The following is a 15,842-nucleotide window of genomic DNA, read 5'->3' as shown; positions in this document are numbered from 1 at the left end:
ATGAAGCCCTTTCGCTTTCATATGCAGAAAGTACTTGATTTAAAGGAAAAAGAAACAGAACAAGCACAATGGGCATTTGGCCGATCGGTACAACAAAAGCAGCAAGAGGAGCAAAAGCTATATCGGCTTGTTGATCAGCGAAATGGCATGTCCGATTCGCTTGTGGATATGCAACATGCTGCATGTAGCGCATCCGATTTATTAGCCGTTACAAGATTTCAGCAGGTAGTAGACCGTCAGATTGCCACGCAAAAACGGCGCATCATCGGGTGTGACAAAGAAATTGAACGATGCCAGGAAAAATTACATTACCATTTGCAAGAATCCAAGCTCTGGTCAACCCTGCGAGACAAAGCTCAAACGAAATATGTAGAATGGCAAAACCAGGTGGAACAAAAAGAAATGGATGAGATCGGCACGAATCGATTCCTCCGACAATTGAAGCAGGTGTGAAAGGAGGCGTCTTCATGGAAGAGGAAATCCAGGAGGAACGCGAGTATAACAGGCTAGAGTGGCTCTTATACATTATTGTTATTCCTGCCTTATTTGCTAGTTTGTTAGCTGGAATCTTGGCAAGCCTCCTTGGCTACAATGTCGTGGGAAGCGTAAAAGATTGGCTAAATAGCATTCCTTATGTAGAAAAGCTGATACCAGACGATGCAACAACTAGCCAGACGGTAGCAGATAACAAAGCAGAATCAAAAGAATCAAAAGAATCAAAAGCAGCTCAGGCAAATGAGGATGCAACGAAAACCAAACAGGCCGCTGCTCAATTGCAGAAAGAAGTAAGTCAAAAAGAAAGCACGATTGCAGCTCTACAAAAACAAATCGATGATCTAAAAAGAACAACTGAAGAAAAACGCCTTAAAGAAGAAGAGAGACAAAAACAGTTTCAGGATTTAGCTAAGGTATATAGCTCTATGTCGGCAAAAAATGCCGCTGCGATTGTAGGAAATCTTAGCAAGGAAGAAGCGGTTGTGGTTCTTTCCAAGATGAAGACGGACGAACAGGCACAGTTGCTGGCGAAGATGGATCCAAAGAAGGCTGCTGATATTTCTATTCTGCTAAAGGATAATCAAATTTCAAAAGATGATGACATTGCAGCCTTACAACAGCGGGTCCAGATATTAACGAAAGCATTAAGTGAAACTAGGGAAACAAATAGAATCGATGCAGAGAAATTGTCCAATAGCTTTCAGTCAATGAATACAGGCGATGCATCTAAAATTTTAATCTCTTTGTATAAAATTAATGCGGAACGCGCTCTAAGTGTATTGGGACAAGTGTCTGACAGTAAACGGGGCGAGTTATTAGGTGAAATTAGCAAGACAAACCCCGAATTAGCAGCGCGCTTGACGAATGCGTTGCCTCGATGAAGTACAATTGTTCTTCATCGTTTACATAGCAACGAAATAATAGAGGAGGTGACTAAATGAATATTGGAAACATGCAAACTGTGATGCCTATGACAACCGGTACGACAGGAGTTGCCACTGTAATGAATGGAGGGCAAGCTACCGTATCCGGCCAAGAGCAAGGAGCTTTTTCTTCGCAATTAGGCTTAGCGTTTGGAGCCTTTAATAACATGGCTGAAGTAGAATTTCCTGGTATGTCCGAAGAAGACGCAAGTGCTTTAGGAGACCTTATGGCTATGCTTCAGCAGTTGTTGGGAACCAACCAACAGATGCTTTTGTCACAAGAACAGCAAATCAGTGAAGTAGATGGACAAACCGATGAAGCTCTTGTAGGCAAGCTTCCAATCATCACACTTACAACGGAACAGGGAAAACAAACCTTGTTACAAGCGTTGGCAGCACAAGGAATGTCGGAGGAAGATGCCAACAAGCTAACTGATTTGTTACAGAAGCTTCCGACGATGACACCTGTTCAAGCAAAGGGAGATTACCAACAATTGCTTGAAACAGTGCAAAAAACGTTGGGACAAATGGGGATTTCCTTACAAAAAGAAGGAGCTCCTGAGGGTGAACAGTCCTTATTGATCACTCCGCAAATGAAAAAAGAATTGATTCCTACTGCAACCAATCGAGCAGAAGTTCCAAATCAGATGCCTGCCCATATGCAACCAGTTCGCGTTCATCACGCGCTGAGTCAATATGGACAGGAAGCTGGCATTCAAGTGAAATCGTTCCAAACTACATTACAGGAAGCGATAGCACCAGTAGTTATGGATACAGAAGCTGTTGATGCCGATGTAGATACGACTACCACCTTCCAAGTGGCTAACACTGCAGCTACTACGGTACAAAACCAATCAGGTACAGCAGCGGACATGAGGAGTTTCCCTGTTCGAGCAGAACAGATGCCACAACAGGTTACGGATATATTCGTCCGTCAGCTGAAGGTGGGAACATTACAAGGGGTTACCGAAGCGAAACTAATATTGTATCCACAGGAACTAGGCAAAGTTGATGTGCGTATTACTTCACACAATGGTGTGATAACCGCTCACTTCATTGCTGACTCCAAACATGGTAAGGACATGCTGGATCAGCAGATGGCTCAACTTCGAAACGCTTTTGTTCAACAGGGCATACAAGTAGATAAGCTGGAAGTAAGCCAACAAAGCAATAATTCCACTCCTTTCTCTTTTGATCAAGGAAAAGAGAATGGTGGGCAACAGGCTCGTGAACAGTCTCAAGAACAAGGGGCACAGAACGAGCAAGAAGCTTCCTTTGACAGTGTTCTCGATGGTGAACGTGAAAGTAGTACAAGGTTAGGAACGACAACATCTCGCGTAGACCTGAACGCATAACGGGTATAAGGATGGAGGGGTAGCTTTGAATCATCACATACGTGTGGGAAGTACCTATTATCCTTCGCGGCTCTCCACTCCTAAGCAAACGGGGGCTTCGCAACCAACGACTAAGCCGTTTGATCAATGGCTTTCCGATTCCTTAACGACCCAGCAGAGTCCCTCACCAAAAGCTCTCTCTTTCAGTCAACATGCTGTACAGCGGATGCGGGAGAGTGGAATTGAGTTGCAACCAGAAGATATGCAGCGGTTGGAGAGCGGATTTCAAAAGGCGAGGAACAAAGGAGCACGAGAGTCCTTAATCTTAATGGATCGTGTCGCTTATGTCGTAAGCATCTCTAATCATAAGGTCATTACGGCCATGGATGAAAGCCGAATGAAGGAAAATGTATTTACCAATATAGACAGTGCTGTCTTTGTATAAGTAGGGCCGGCCCTCATGTAGGAAGCCCACGGATTGCCAAATGACGGAGGTAGTCCATACTTTAAAAATAGGGAGGTTTGTTCATGATTCGTTCAATGTATTCCGGTGTATCCGGCATGAAGGGTTTTCAAACGAAATTGGATGTAATTGGTAATAATATCGCTAACGTGAATACAGTTGGTTTTAAGAAGAGTCGCGTAATGTTCCAAGATATTTTAAGCCAAAAGGTTGGTAGTGAGTCTGGTCCAACTGATACTCGTGGAAGTGTTAATCCGAAGCAAGTAGGTTTGGGGAGTAAAGTAGCCTCCATTGACATAGTTCATTCTGTGGGTAGCCCAATGACAACAAATCTGACATCTGATTTATCTATTGAAGGTGATGGATACTTTGCCGTTTCCGATGGAGAAAATAAATATCTGACTCGTGCTGGTAACTTTGAACGTGATGTTGATGGATTTCTTGTTAATCCACAGGGGCTAAAATTATTGGGTGCGGATGAAGAACCTATTCAGATTGACAGAGAAGAATTTGTTTCTTATTCAATTGGATTAGATGGTACAGTTACTACAGTTAATAAAGATCAAGAAGTTGGTGAAGCTGGTCAAGTTGGGATAGTAGTTGTACCCAATCCAGGTGGCTTGGAAAAGTTAGGTGGTTCCCTTTATAAAACAACTATAGCTTCAGGAAATGTAGAAAATGAAATTGTTGATCCAACAGAAGCCTACTGCAAAGTCATCTCTGGACAACTTGAAATGTCCAACGTTGACCTAAGTGAAGAGTTCACTGAAATGATCGTTGCTCAGCGCGGTTTCCAAGCGAACTCCCGCATTATCACCACTTCCGACAGTATTTTGGAAGAGCTGGTTAACCTAAAACGATAGGTAACAAATCGTAACAGTACGTAACAATAAGCATCACAACGATAAGGCATGAGGAGGAACCACTCCTCCTCTGCCACCTTTGAAAGGAGTCGTTAGATGATTCGCTTGACTCGTTTTAATGGAAATACATTTTATTTAAACGCGGTTCATATTGAAGTAGTAGAAGCAACACCAGATACGATCATTACCCTGAACAATGGGAAGAAATATTTGGTCAAAGAGACAGTAGAAGACATTATTCTTCAAATGAAGCAGTTTTATCAGGAATCGTATTTGGCAAAGACGCTCGGGCAACCGAACGAATCTAGCTAATAACGGGAGGCCGCTATGTTTCAAAATAAATTAGTGAATATGGCACTTATTATTTTAATTGCTATTACTCTGTTAGGTGTGGCAGGATTCTTTGGGTACATGTCCATCATTGCTCCATCTACAACAGCTAACGGCGCTGAGGTGGTAAAAGCATTAAACGCAGATGAAATGAAGGAATACTCGGTAGATACGGATGACATTACCACCAACCTTTTAACCAATAATTTTGTGGTTGTGCGCTTTAGCATCACTGCAGACGGGAAAAAAAGTAAAGCTGAACTGGAAAAAAGACTGCCGCAAGTGAAGCAAGTCATTATTAAAACCTTGGCTGGATTAACTCCAGATGATTTAAAAGGGACGGAAGGCATTAACAAGCTTGAGGCCAAAGTTCTAGGGGATGTTAATACAATTATGCAAGATGGCAGGATCGTTTTAGTTACAACGACTAACCTAAAAAAGCCATAAGAGATGGGAAAAAACGATGAGTGGGATGAAACAAAGCGCAAAAGGAGGTGACCGCCATGGCCGAGGTACTTTCACAAAGTGAGATAGACGCGTTATTAGCCGCTCTTTCCTCTGGAGAAATGGATGCTAATGAACTAAAGAAAGAAGACGCTGAGAAAAAAATCAAAGTATACGATTTTAAACGAGCGCTTCGCTTTTCCAAGGATCAGATCCGCGGACTGACGCGAATTCACGAGAATTACGCCAGACTCTTAACTACCTATTTTTCAGCGCAGCTTCGGACCTTCGTGCAAATTAATGTCGCCTCTGTTGACCAGTTGCCATACGACGAATTTATCCGATCTATACCGAAGATGACCATTCTAAATATCTTTGAGGCGCCGCCTTTGGAAGGTAGAATGGTTATGGAAGTAAATCCAAATATCGCTTATGCGATGTTGGACCGATTATTGGGCGGTCAAGGAATGATCCCAGACAAGATGGGGGCATTGACCGAGATTGAAACGACCGTAATGGAACGCGTCTTCAGCAAGGCGCTGGATAGTTTTCACGAAGCTTGGAAGCAAATTATTGAGTTAGATCCGTATTTGGAAGTTCTTGAAATGAATCCGCAATTTATGCAGATTGTTTCCCCTAATGAGATTGTTGCTGTTATTTCCTTTAGTACAAAGATTGGTGATACGACAGGCATGATTAATCTTTGTCTGCCTCACGTGGTATTAGAACCAATCATGCCTAAGCTATCTGGGCAATACTGGTTCTCAACACAGCGACGACAACGGGATGAAGCAGAGAGACAGCTCTTAGAAGACCAAGTCAAAACAGCTAAATTGCCGATTTGTGCAGAACTAGGAACAAGCACCATCACCGTAAGAGAGTTTTTGCAACTGACACAGGGTGATGTCATTCAATTGGACCAAACCATTGATAACAGGCTACATGTCAAAGTGGGCGATTGCTTAAAATTCTACGCTCAACCAGGTACATTGAAGGGCAAGGTAGCTGTACAAATCGATGAAGTGATAGAGGAGGGGGAGGAAAACTATGAGTAGAGATATGTTGTCTCAAGAAGAGATTGATGCCTTGCTAAAAGCGAACGATAACCTCTCTGAGGAGCCAACGCAAGTGGAGAACAACATCCCTGATGTTGATGAATATCTCTCTCCCTTTGAGCAAGATGCTTTGGGTGAAATTGGTAATATTACGTTTGGGAGTGCGGCAACCGCGTTATCTACTCTGCTAAACCAAAAAGTTGATATTACCACACCGACAGTCTCCATCGTGAAGCGAAGTGAGTTAGTCGATGAATTTCCACGCCCGCATGTCGCGGTGCATGTTGAGTACACGGATGGATTCCAAGGTATCAACATGCTCGTTATTAAGGTAGCGGATGCCTCTGTCATTGCAGACTTGATGATGGGTGGAGATGGTCGAAATAATGCTATCGAATTGTCTGAGATGCATTTAAGTGCTGTGCAGGAAGCGATGAATCAAATGATGGGTTCTGCCGCCACTTCCATGTCTACTATTTTTAATCAATTAGTTAACATTTCTCCGCCCGGGATTGATATGATGGATTTACAGAATGGGCAAGGAGAAGAAGGATTGCCTAGCGGTGAGGAACTTGTCAAAATTTCGTTCCAAATCAAGGTTGGCGATCAAGGAGAGCTAATTGACTCTTCCATTATGCAACTATTACCGATTAATTTTGCTAAACAAATGATTAGCCAATTGATGGGAAGTGAAGCACCTGATATGGTTGAAACAGCAGCAACAGCTTCTATTATGCAAGAACCTTCTATTGATTTTGGAAAACCAGTTGCAACTCCACCAGCACCAGCAGTAGCAACGGAAGCACCAATGTCAGCATCAGCACCACAACCGCCAGTGATGGAACCAGTACCTGGCATGCCGATGAGTGCGGCACCAAGCGGTTATGATCAACAACCGCCGCATCCGTATCCACCGCAACCAGCACCATATGGCTACCCGCCAAATCAAGGGTATGCTCCATATCCATACCCATATCAACCGTATCCGCCGCAACCATATGCACAGCCTCCACAACAGGCTGGAGGAGCGATTAATACACAGGTAGCAGCAACAAATGTACAACCAGCACAATTTACACCATTCCAGGGGAATAATGTTGTGCAGCCAGAAGAGCAAAACCTTGGATTGCTACTGGATATTCCGCTTCAGGTGACTGTAGAGTTAGGTCGAACTAAAAAATTGATTCGAGATATCTTAGAGATGTCTGCTGGTTCTATTATTCAGTTGGATAAATTGGCAGGCGAACCTGTTGATATATTAGTCAACAACAAGCTGATTGCTAAAGGTGAAGTCGTTGTCATTGATGAAAACTTCGGAGTGCGTGTAACCGATATAATCAGTCAATGGGATCGTGTACAGAAGTTACAATAAGCAGATTTCTTTAAGGAGGAACAGTAGGATGTCTAACAAAGTGTTAATCGTGGATGATGCAGCATTTATGAGAATGATGGTGAAGGAAATTTTAACGAAAAATGGTTTCACCGTTGTTGGGGAAGCTAGCGATGGTGCCCAAGCCGTTGAAAAGTATAAGGAATTAGGTCCTGATCTAGTAACCATGGATATTACCATGCCAGAAATGGATGGTATTACAGCTTTGAAGGAAATTCGTAAGCTTGATCCTAATGCTCGTGTTATCATGTGTTCGGCAATGGGACAACAATCCATGGTTATCGACGCTATCCAGGCTGGTGCAAAAGACTTTATCGTAAAACCTTTCCAAGCGGATCGAGTAATCGAAGCCATCAAAAAGACGTTGAGCTAAACGATTATGAATGCAATGAACATTCGTAGTTTGTTCGTGGCAATGTTACTAGTTTTTGCTGTAGTAGCGCCTCCCCCAGTAATTAGTTATGCGGAGGCGAAACAGACAGAAGGATCAGCTTTTGACTGGTTACAGCAGGATGCAAAACAGGGAAAACAAGGGACTGGAGGAGAGCTATCTGCGGATTCTCCAGTTCCAAAAACCCCTAGTATTCTTGGGTATGTGGTCCAAATCGTCTTTTCTTTGGCAGTAGTGGTCGGGCTTATCTACCTCTTATTTAAATGGATAGGAAAGAAACAAACTGGTGGTTTTCGAGAAAGTGGCCCATTTCGCTCTTTAGGAGGCTATTCTCTTGGAACTGGTAAGTCCATTCAATTGGTGATGATTGGCGACTCCCTGTACGTATTAGGCGTAGGAGATAATATCCAGCTTATCCGCCAGATTTCACCTGGTGATGAGTTGGACGTTATTTTAGCCGATATCGAGAACAAAACGGCTCCTGACTGGTCATGGAATAAGCTTGGTCATTTGTTTCAAGCACAATCTAAGCCTGCATCCACGCAAACTCAACAAACAGATGCCTCTTTTGATCAGCTACTGGACGAACAGTGGCGGGAAGTCTCCCATGCGGAGCAACAAAAGAATCAATGGGAACAGAACCGCCGCAAAGGGGATTAGTCATGAACAGATTTTTGCCACTTTTATTTATATGTGCAACGTTTCTTTGTTTGATGACCTATGCACAAGTCGCTGAAGCAAGTACGTCAGGTGCAGCGGGACTTTTGAATAACATTCCACAGGTGGAGTTCAAGATTGGTGGGGGAGCAGATACTCCCGAAAAAACAGCCTCTTCTATCCAGCTTCTGTTAATGTTTACTGTCTTAGCCTTGGCGCCTAGCATATTAATTTTAATGACTTGCTTTACGCGTATTGTTGTGGTGTTGTCGTTTGTGCGTACCGCTTTGGCTACTCAGCAAATGCCACCTAACCAGGTAATTGTAGGCATGGCATTGTTCCTGACTTTTTTCGTCATGGCGCCTACATTTCAAACCATTAATGATACGGCAGTAAAACCGTTTATGCAGGGGGAAATCACGGAGCAACAAGCGTTAGATAAAGCAGTTACTCCTCTCAAGACGTTTATGCTAAAGCAGACTAGGCAAAAGGATTTGGCGTTATTTTTACAATACTCGAAGTCTGAAAAACCAAAGTCTATTGAAGATGTCTCTCTAGTGGCGCTGGTTCCTGCTTTTGCAATCAGCGAATTAAAAACAGCCTTCCAAATTGGTTTTATGCTGTTTATTCCATTTTTGGTTATCGATATGATTGTCGCCAGTATTTTGATGGGGATGGGGATGATGATGCTTCCACCTGTCATGATTTCACTACCGTTTAAAATCCTGTTGTTTATCATGGTGGACGGTTGGTATCTCGTTGTGAAATCTCTCTTTTTAAGCTTCTAGGAGGCCTGATGAAACATGACATCAGATATGATCTTACAAATTGCGCAATCCTCGGTGTACACCATATTGATCGTGCTTGCCCCTATTTTGGGAATTGCGTTGTTAGTCGGGCTAATGGTGAGTATTTTTCAGGCAACAACACAAATTCAAGAACAAACGTTGGCGTTCATACCGAAGATCGTGGCTGTGTTTCTTTCTTTGCTCATTTTTGGTCCATGGATGCTACGGATTGTCATTGAATTTACAGCAAATATCATGGGTAACCTGTACAGATTTGTGGGGTAGAATATGCAACTGATTGAAACGTTCTTGCCAATGTACCTGCTGGTATTTGTGCGGATTATTTCCTTCGTGGTATCGGCTCCACTATTTACGCAACGTGGTATGCCCAACCAGTTTAAGATTGGCTTTGCTGCCGCTATGGCGTTCATTAGTTTTGCCTATGTGCCTATTTTGGATAAAATTCCACTTGATATCACTTTTGCTGCTTATGTAGTAAAGGAAACGATCGTGGGCCTGTTATTGGGTTTCTTGCTACAGCTCATGTTTTCGGCTGTACGGGTAGCGGGTGGGCTCATGGATATGCAAATGGGACTAGCCATGGCTAACGTTGTAGATCCTGCGACGGGTGCTTATGTACCGATCACGGGTCGGTTGAAAGAAATCTTAGCTACCTTATATTTCTTGAGTATTAATGGACATCATTTGATGATACAAGGTATTCTGAAAAGCTATCAGACAATCCCCATTAGCAAATTGGGAATTGCGTTTTCTTCCGAGGCATTTGGAGAGTTTATGTTAAAGGCTTTCTCGCAGATGTTTTTAAGTGCCTTTATGATGGCGATACCAATTGTCGTTGCTTTATTTCTGGTAGACCTCTCTCTTGGTATTATCGCCAAAATGGTGCCACAATTTAATATCTTTGTGGTTGGTTTGCCTTTGAAACTGTTAGTTAGCTTTTTAATGCTCATTTTCGTAATGCCTGGATTCTTTTTAGTTCTTAGCAATTATTTTTCCAAGATGTTTCAGGCCATGGCGGAATTGATCGGGATTTTGGGAGGAGCATGATGAGTCATCCACGTTTTTTTGTGACAGTAGACCTGCAATTTTTTAACGGCGAAAAAACAGAAAAAGCGACTCCTCAAAAACGTCAGGATTCTCGCAAAAAAGGACAGGTTGCCAAAAGTTCAGATTTGGCTCCCGCTTTTATGATCAGCTCCGTGTTTTTTCTGTTGATGATCGCTGGCTCTTGGATGTTGGGCATCTTTGAGGGCATTCTACGCGAATCGTTGGGCAGTTATGCGACCTGGGAAGTAAATGCTGAAAATCTTCAGGTGATTTCCCTGCAGGTCGTCAAGGAGGCAGCCAAGATTCTTAGTATAGTGTTTGGCGTCTGCATGTTGGTCGCGTTAGTGGTCAACTATTTGCAAGTCGGGGTGCTTTTTTCTTTAGAACCAATCCAATTTAAACTAGAGAAACTTAACCCAATCGAAGGATTCAAAAAAATCTTTTCGATCCGGTCCATTGTTGAATTGTTTAAGTCTATTTTAAAGATTACCGCAGGAATGATTGTTGTTTACATGATCTTATGGGACATCAAGGACAAGATTCCACGACTTTCTTTTTCCACACTAGAAGCAGTCTTAGAGTTTACGGGCTGGCAAGTCGTCAAGTTGGGAATTTCTGTCGGTATGCTGTTGGTTATCTTAGCGTTTCTTGATTATCTATATCAACGCTACGAATATGAAAAGAATCTGCGCATGTCCAAACAAGACATCAAGGATGAACATAAAAAGATGGAGGGTGACCCCCTCATCAAAAGTAAGATCAAGGAACGACAAAGACAGATGGCGATGCGCCGTATGATGCAGGAGATCCCTAACGCCGATGTCATTATCACCAACCCGACGCACTTTGCAGTAGCGATTAAGTATGATCCGGCTGAAATGATGGCGCCGACGGTGATTGCCAAAGGTCAGGATTATTTAGCCCTGAAAATCAGGGAAATGGCCAAGAAACACCGCGTTGTTACTATGGAAAACAAACCGCTTGCCCGTGCGTTATACTCACAAGTGGAAATTGGACAGACAATCCCTGAGGAGCTGTTCAAAGCGGTAGCGGAAGTATTGGCCTATGTCTACAAACTTCAAGGTAAAGTGAAGCGGTGAAAGGAGGAGACGAGATGGGTGCAAAACAGTTGGGCATGATCATCTTCGTGTTAAGCATTGTCGTAATGATGGTAATTCCTTTACCATCCGGACTGTTGGATATGCTACTGATTGTTAATATATCGTTGGCCCTGGTTATCCTGCTCGTCTCGATGTATACCAAAGAGACTCTGGAATTTTCCATCTTTCCTACATTATTGCTATTAACAACGCTATTCCGATTGGCTCTAAATGTTTCAACCACGCGTAACATTCTGTCAACTGGACAGGGTGGTACTGTTATCGAAGCATTTGGTGATTTCGTAGTAGGTGGTAACGCGGTTATCGGTTTTGTTGTATTCCTAATCTTGATCATCATCCAGTTCATCGTTATCACAAAAGGTTCAGAGCGCGTAGCGGAAGTAGCTGCTCGTTTTACACTAGATGCGATGCCTGGGAAGCAAATGAGTATTGACGCGGACCTGAACGCAGGGATGATTAGTGAACAAGATGCGAGACAGCGCCGCCGCAAAATTGAGCGAGAAGCAGACTTTTACGGTTCTATGGATGGGGCAAGTAAATTCGTAAAAGGGGACGCTATTGCAGGTATCGTTATTTTTATCGTAAATATCATTGGTGGTTTTATTATCGGGGTTGCTATACATAAATTGAGCTTTATGGAAGCGTTAAGTACCTTTACACTACTTTCGATTGGTGATGCCTTAGTAAGCCAGATTCCTGCACTATTAATTTCGACAGCGACAGGTATTATTGTGACACGTGCCTCCTCAGAAGGTGGTTTGGGCGAAGATATTACGGAACAATTATTTGCTCATCCTAAACTGCTGTATGTGGTTGCTGCAGCCATGTTATTACTTGGAGTGTTCACGCCAATCAGTTTGATCCCTACAGCTGTAGTAGCTATTATTCTAATCTTAGCTGCGATGAAGTTGTCTAAACAGCAAAAGAGTGAATTGGAGGAATCCTTTACGCAGGAAGAAGAGCAACAGCTAGAAGAGGTACGAAGCCCAGAAAGCGTGGTCAATCTTCTACAAGTCGATCCCATTGAGTTTGAATTTGGCTATGGATTAATTCCGTTAGCGGATACCAAGCAAGGTGGGGATTTACTTGATCGAGTTATTATGATTCGACGCCAGTGTGCACTTGAATTGGGACTTGTTGTGCCTGTCATTCGCATTCGCGATAACATTCAGTTAAAGCCCAATGAATACATCATCAAAATTAAAGGCAATGTGATTGCAACTGGTGAGATTTTGATGGATCATTATCTAGCTATGAGTCCTGGGTTTGAAGATGAATCAGTCGAGGGTATTCCTACGATGGAACCTGCCTTTGGCCTACCTGCGCTGTGGGTGTCTGAGGAAAATAAAGAGATGGCCGAGCTGTCTGGTTACACGGTTGTTGATCCGCCATCTGTAGTTGCTACCCATCTGACAGAGATTATAAAACGTCACGCTCATGAATTACTTGGTCGTCAGGAAACACGGGCGTTGATTGATAACGTACGTGAATCAGCACCAGTATTAGTAGATGAATTGATCCCATCCTTACTTACAATTGGGGATGTTCAGAAGGTCCTACAGAAATTATTGAAAGAAAAAATTTCTGTTCGTAATCTTCCTGTCATTCTGGAAGCTTTGGCCGATCATGCCATGTACTCCAAAGATCCAGAAGTTTTGACTGAATATGTAAGACAGGCACTAGCTAGACAAATTACTTTGCAATATACGCAACCTGGGGAACCGCTCCGAGTCATTACAGCAGGACCAAGTTTGGAAAAAACCATCTCCGAGAGTGTCGAACAATCGGAACAAGGCAGTTACCTAGCCATGGACCCTGATACTTCTCAGCGCATCTACCAAAACGTGTCTGAGCAAGTAAATCGTATGGTAAATATGGGGCAACAACCTGTTATCCTGTCTTCTCCTATGACGCGTATGTATTTACGTCAATTAATGGAGCGTATGATGCCGGATATTCCTGTTCTGTCTTACAGTGAATTAGAGCCTCATGTTGAAGTGCAGAGTGTAGGAGTGGTGAACGTATCATGAAAGTAAAACGTTACTTGGTTGAATCGATGCCAGAAGCTTTAGAAAAGATTCGTGTTGAACTTGGGAAAGATGCTGTCATTTTAAATACGAAGCAAGTCAAGACAGGCGGCTTCATGGGGATGTTCCGGAAACAGCAAATCGAAGTGATTGCGGCGGCGGAAACCAAGGAAGAAAAGCAGGCTCCAGTAAAGCCTGCTACTTCCGTTCCTAAACTGGATGGGCAAGGATATCAACAGCCTAATAAGAGTTATCAACCATCTGTTGTACAGCATCCTGAGTTTTCCAAAGCAGCTCTCCAGCACAATGAGACTCCTTACATAGCACATGTAGAAGAGGAGCTATTGTCAATTCATACACAAGGGGCAGTTAGTGATCAACAAGAGGAACGGCCAAAGTCATTGGCAGGGGCACTTGCTGCCATCCGTTACCAACAAGCGCTACATACTTTTACGGATGCCAATCAGCCTAATCAGCAGGCGGGAACAGTACAACCCATGCAAAAGCCAACTCCAGACGATACTAGTTCTCTACAAATGAAGTCTAATCCGGTTGAAACTCAGTCCGTGCCAGCAGAGAGTTCACTTAGATTAGAGCGTTCTCCAACGATCAATCAGCCTGATATCTCTGTTACTACGGAAAAAGAACAACAAGGTAAACGACTTGATCAAGCAACAGGCATGCAAGAATATCGTGACATGATTGGGGAGCTAAAAGATATGAGGGTGATGCTCCACAAGCTCTTGTTTGCTAAACAGGCAAGTGAGCAATTACCTACACCGCTTGCAGACTGGCGAGAGAAGCTCTTGCAAAATGAAATGCAAGAAAGTACCATTGCTACTCTATTGCATGATATTTTACTAGAGCTACCTGACCCATATCATGTCACCCACGAAGAAGTAGAGGACTTGATGAAGCTCAGGATTGCAGAGCGAGTAGCTAAGCATGTACCTGATGTTACTCAAACAAGGGACCCCAAAAAGTATCTATTCTTTTTTGGACCAACTGGGGTGGGTAAAACCACAACGATTGCTAAACTGGCAGCTTGGCATATGTTAAAAGAGAAACGAAAAGTAGGATTTATTACTGCCGATACCTATCGTATTGCAGCGGTGGAGCAACTGAAGACATATGCTAACATTTTAAATGTACCGTTGGAAGTTGTCTTTTCTGCTAATGAAATGGAGAACGCCTTGGACAAAATGCAGGGCTATGACCTTATTTTCATAGATACGGCTGGTCGCAACTATCGAAATGATGAATTTGTGAATAAAATAAAAGAATACTTACAATGGGAAGAGATGAGTGAGCATTTACTAGTTATGAGTCTTACCTCCAAATTTGCGGACATGCAGGCAATTGTGGAGCAGTTTAAGGACGTGCCTATCTCGCAAGTTATTTTGACGAAAGCTGATGAAACACTACATTATGGACCCATCTTGTCGTTACTCGAACAATTTGATCTTCCTCTTTCCTATCTGACCACAGGACAAAATGTTCCCGATGATATTGAAATCATCACAACGGAGAAACTGACCAAGTTGATCGTGGGGGAAGAGGCATATGCATGATCAGGCGCAAAAGTTACGAGAACAGTTTCAACGAAAACAGCAGATGCATGCAGATACAGAGACACGAAAAACGCGACTCGTAGCCGTTACAAGCGGAAAAGGTGGCGTTGGTAAATCAAATGTTACACTTAATTTAGCATTGGGTCTCATGGAACAAGGGAAGAAAGTTCTTGTGTTTGATGTTGATCTAGGCTTAGCCAATCTTGACGTCTTAATGGGTGTTACCCCTAAGAAACATTTATTTCATCTTCTCGAAGCAGATCAGACAGTCTGGGATATCATTGAAAAAGGTCCTAAAGGGTTGGAGTTTATTGCAGGCGGTTCAGGCTTCAACCAAATTTCTCAGCTACAGGATTGGGAATTGAGTAAGGTTTTTGATGAATTAGGAAAATTACAAGGCTATGCCGATATTATCCTTTTCGATACAGGGGCTGGGCTTAGCAAGGAATCTTTACAGTTTCTAATGGCATCTGATGAAATTCTGCTGGTGACCACACCTGAGCCTCCAGCTATCACTGATGCGTATGCAATGATGAAGATGGTTCATTTGCAAAAACCTGATGCCAAGATCAAGCTAATTATTAATCGTGCCTCAACGATGCGGGAAGGACAGCAAACTGCTGACAAACTGATTACAGTAGCGCAACGCTTCCTGGAATTTCCTATAGGAACACTTGGATTTTTGCCGGACGACCCGTACGTTTCAAAGGCAGTAAAGCAGCAACAACCCCTTTTACTCGTTTATCCACAGTCTCAGATGGCAAAAGGCATACGCCAACTGGCTGAAAAATATAGTGTCGAGTTCAGCCCTTCTTCAACAGAACGGGAGGAGCAAGGCGGACTAAAAGGATTTCTTGCTAAATTGCGAAATTGGATGTAACAGATGGTGGAAACGATTGGAGTGACTAGAAGGGAGCGGTAA

18 protein-coding genes are annotated in these 15,842 nt (G+C 43.0%); all 18 read left to right on the top strand.

Features of this window, described 5'->3' with window-relative positions; translation table 11 throughout:
• On the top strand, positions 1-453 hold the full coding sequence (gene fliJ, locus EEL30_23525; GenBank protein QDX94997.1) for a flagellar export protein FliJ: 453 nt from the start codon (positions 1-3) through the stop codon (positions 451-453).
• Positions 454-467: 14 nt separating this feature from the next.
• Positions 468-1,376, top strand: coding sequence for a hypothetical protein (locus EEL30_23520; GenBank protein ID QDX94996.1), 909 nt, complete (start codon positions 468-470; stop codon positions 1,374-1,376).
• Between the two features lie 56 nt (positions 1,377-1,432).
• A complete protein-coding gene (locus EEL30_23515) occupies positions 1,433-2,773 on the top strand; it encodes a flagellar hook-length control protein FliK (GenBank protein QDX94995.1) in 1,341 nt (446 codons plus the stop codon).
• A gap of 25 nt (positions 2,774-2,798) precedes the next feature.
• Positions 2,799-3,197, top strand: a complete 399-nt coding sequence (locus EEL30_23510; protein ID QDX94994.1) for a flagellar protein — start codon at positions 2,799-2,801, stop codon at positions 3,195-3,197.
• A gap of 83 nt (positions 3,198-3,280) precedes the next feature.
• Complete coding sequence (gene flgG, locus EEL30_23505; protein QDX94993.1) at positions 3,281-4,078, top strand: flagellar basal body rod protein FlgG; 798 nt, start codon at positions 3,281-3,283, stop codon at positions 4,076-4,078.
• Positions 4,079-4,174: 96 nt separating this feature from the next.
• Positions 4,175-4,390, top strand: coding sequence for a hypothetical protein (locus EEL30_23500; GenBank protein QDX94992.1), 216 nt, complete (start codon positions 4,175-4,177; stop codon positions 4,388-4,390).
• 15 nt (positions 4,391-4,405) lie between these two features.
• Positions 4,406-4,855 carry a flagellar basal body protein FliL gene (locus EEL30_23495; GenBank protein ID QDX94991.1) on the top strand — a complete coding sequence of 150 codons (450 nt, stop codon included), beginning with the start codon at positions 4,406-4,408 and terminating at the stop codon, positions 4,853-4,855.
• A gap of 56 nt (positions 4,856-4,911) precedes the next feature.
• Complete coding sequence (fliM, locus tag EEL30_23490; protein QDX94990.1) at positions 4,912-5,907, top strand: flagellar motor switch protein FliM; 996 nt, start codon at positions 4,912-4,914, stop codon at positions 5,905-5,907.
• Positions 5,900-7,279: a flagellar motor switch phosphatase FliY gene (gene fliY, locus EEL30_23485; GenBank protein ID QDX94989.1), complete on the top strand. Its 1,380-nt coding sequence runs from the start codon at positions 5,900-5,902 to the stop codon at positions 7,277-7,279. Before fliM ends, fliY begins: the two co-directional genes overlap by 8 nt.
• Positions 7,280-7,307: 28 nt before the next feature.
• Positions 7,308-7,670 carry a response regulator gene (locus EEL30_23480; protein ID QDX94988.1) on the top strand — a complete coding sequence of 121 codons (363 nt, stop codon included), beginning with the start codon at positions 7,308-7,310 and terminating at the stop codon, positions 7,668-7,670.
• A 6-nt stretch (positions 7,671-7,676) separates the two neighbouring features.
• Positions 7,677-8,348: a flagellar biosynthesis protein FliZ gene (locus tag EEL30_23475; protein ID QDX94987.1), complete on the top strand. Its 672-nt coding sequence runs from the start codon at positions 7,677-7,679 to the stop codon at positions 8,346-8,348.
• A gap of 2 nt (positions 8,349-8,350) precedes the next feature.
• The gene (gene fliP / locus EEL30_23470) at positions 8,351-9,133 is read left to right on the top strand and encodes a flagellar biosynthetic protein FliP (GenBank protein QDX94986.1); all 783 of its coding nucleotides are present in this window, start codon (positions 8,351-8,353) and stop codon (positions 9,131-9,133) included.
• 15 nt (positions 9,134-9,148) lie between these two features.
• Positions 9,149-9,418: a flagellar biosynthetic protein FliQ gene (gene fliQ / locus EEL30_23465; protein ID QDX94985.1), complete on the top strand. Its 270-nt coding sequence runs from the start codon at positions 9,149-9,151 to the stop codon at positions 9,416-9,418.
• Between the two features lie 3 nt (positions 9,419-9,421).
• The gene (gene fliR, locus EEL30_23460; protein QDX94984.1) at positions 9,422-10,201 is read left to right on the top strand and encodes a flagellar type III secretion system protein FliR; all 780 of its coding nucleotides are present in this window, start codon (positions 9,422-9,424) and stop codon (positions 10,199-10,201) included.
• On the top strand, positions 10,201-11,301 hold the full coding sequence (gene flhB, locus EEL30_23455) for a flagellar biosynthesis protein FlhB (GenBank protein QDX94983.1): 1,101 nt from the start codon (positions 10,201-10,203) through the stop codon (positions 11,299-11,301). Before fliR ends, flhB begins: the two co-directional genes overlap by 1 nt.
• A gap of 14 nt (positions 11,302-11,315) precedes the next feature.
• On the top strand, positions 11,316-13,352 hold the full coding sequence (gene flhA / locus EEL30_23450) for a flagellar biosynthesis protein FlhA (protein QDX94982.1): 2,037 nt from the start codon (positions 11,316-11,318) through the stop codon (positions 13,350-13,352).
• Positions 13,349-14,920, top strand: coding sequence for a flagellar biosynthesis protein FlhF (gene flhF, locus EEL30_23445; protein ID QDX94981.1), 1,572 nt, complete (start codon positions 13,349-13,351; stop codon positions 14,918-14,920). The genes flhA and flhF overlap by 4 nt, the downstream gene beginning before the upstream one ends.
• A complete protein-coding gene (locus EEL30_23440; GenBank protein ID QDX94980.1) occupies positions 14,913-15,800 on the top strand; it encodes a MinD/ParA family protein in 888 nt (295 codons plus the stop codon). The genes flhF and EEL30_23440 overlap by 8 nt, the downstream gene beginning before the upstream one ends.
• Positions 15,801-15,842: the final 42 nt, after the last annotated feature.

The organism is Brevibacillus laterosporus (genome assembly GCA_007833815.1).
GTDB classification, from domain to species: Bacteria; Bacillota; Bacilli; order Brevibacillales; family Brevibacillaceae; genus Brevibacillus_B; species Brevibacillus_B laterosporus_D.
This window is presented reverse-complemented; position numbering and strand designations above follow the sequence as displayed.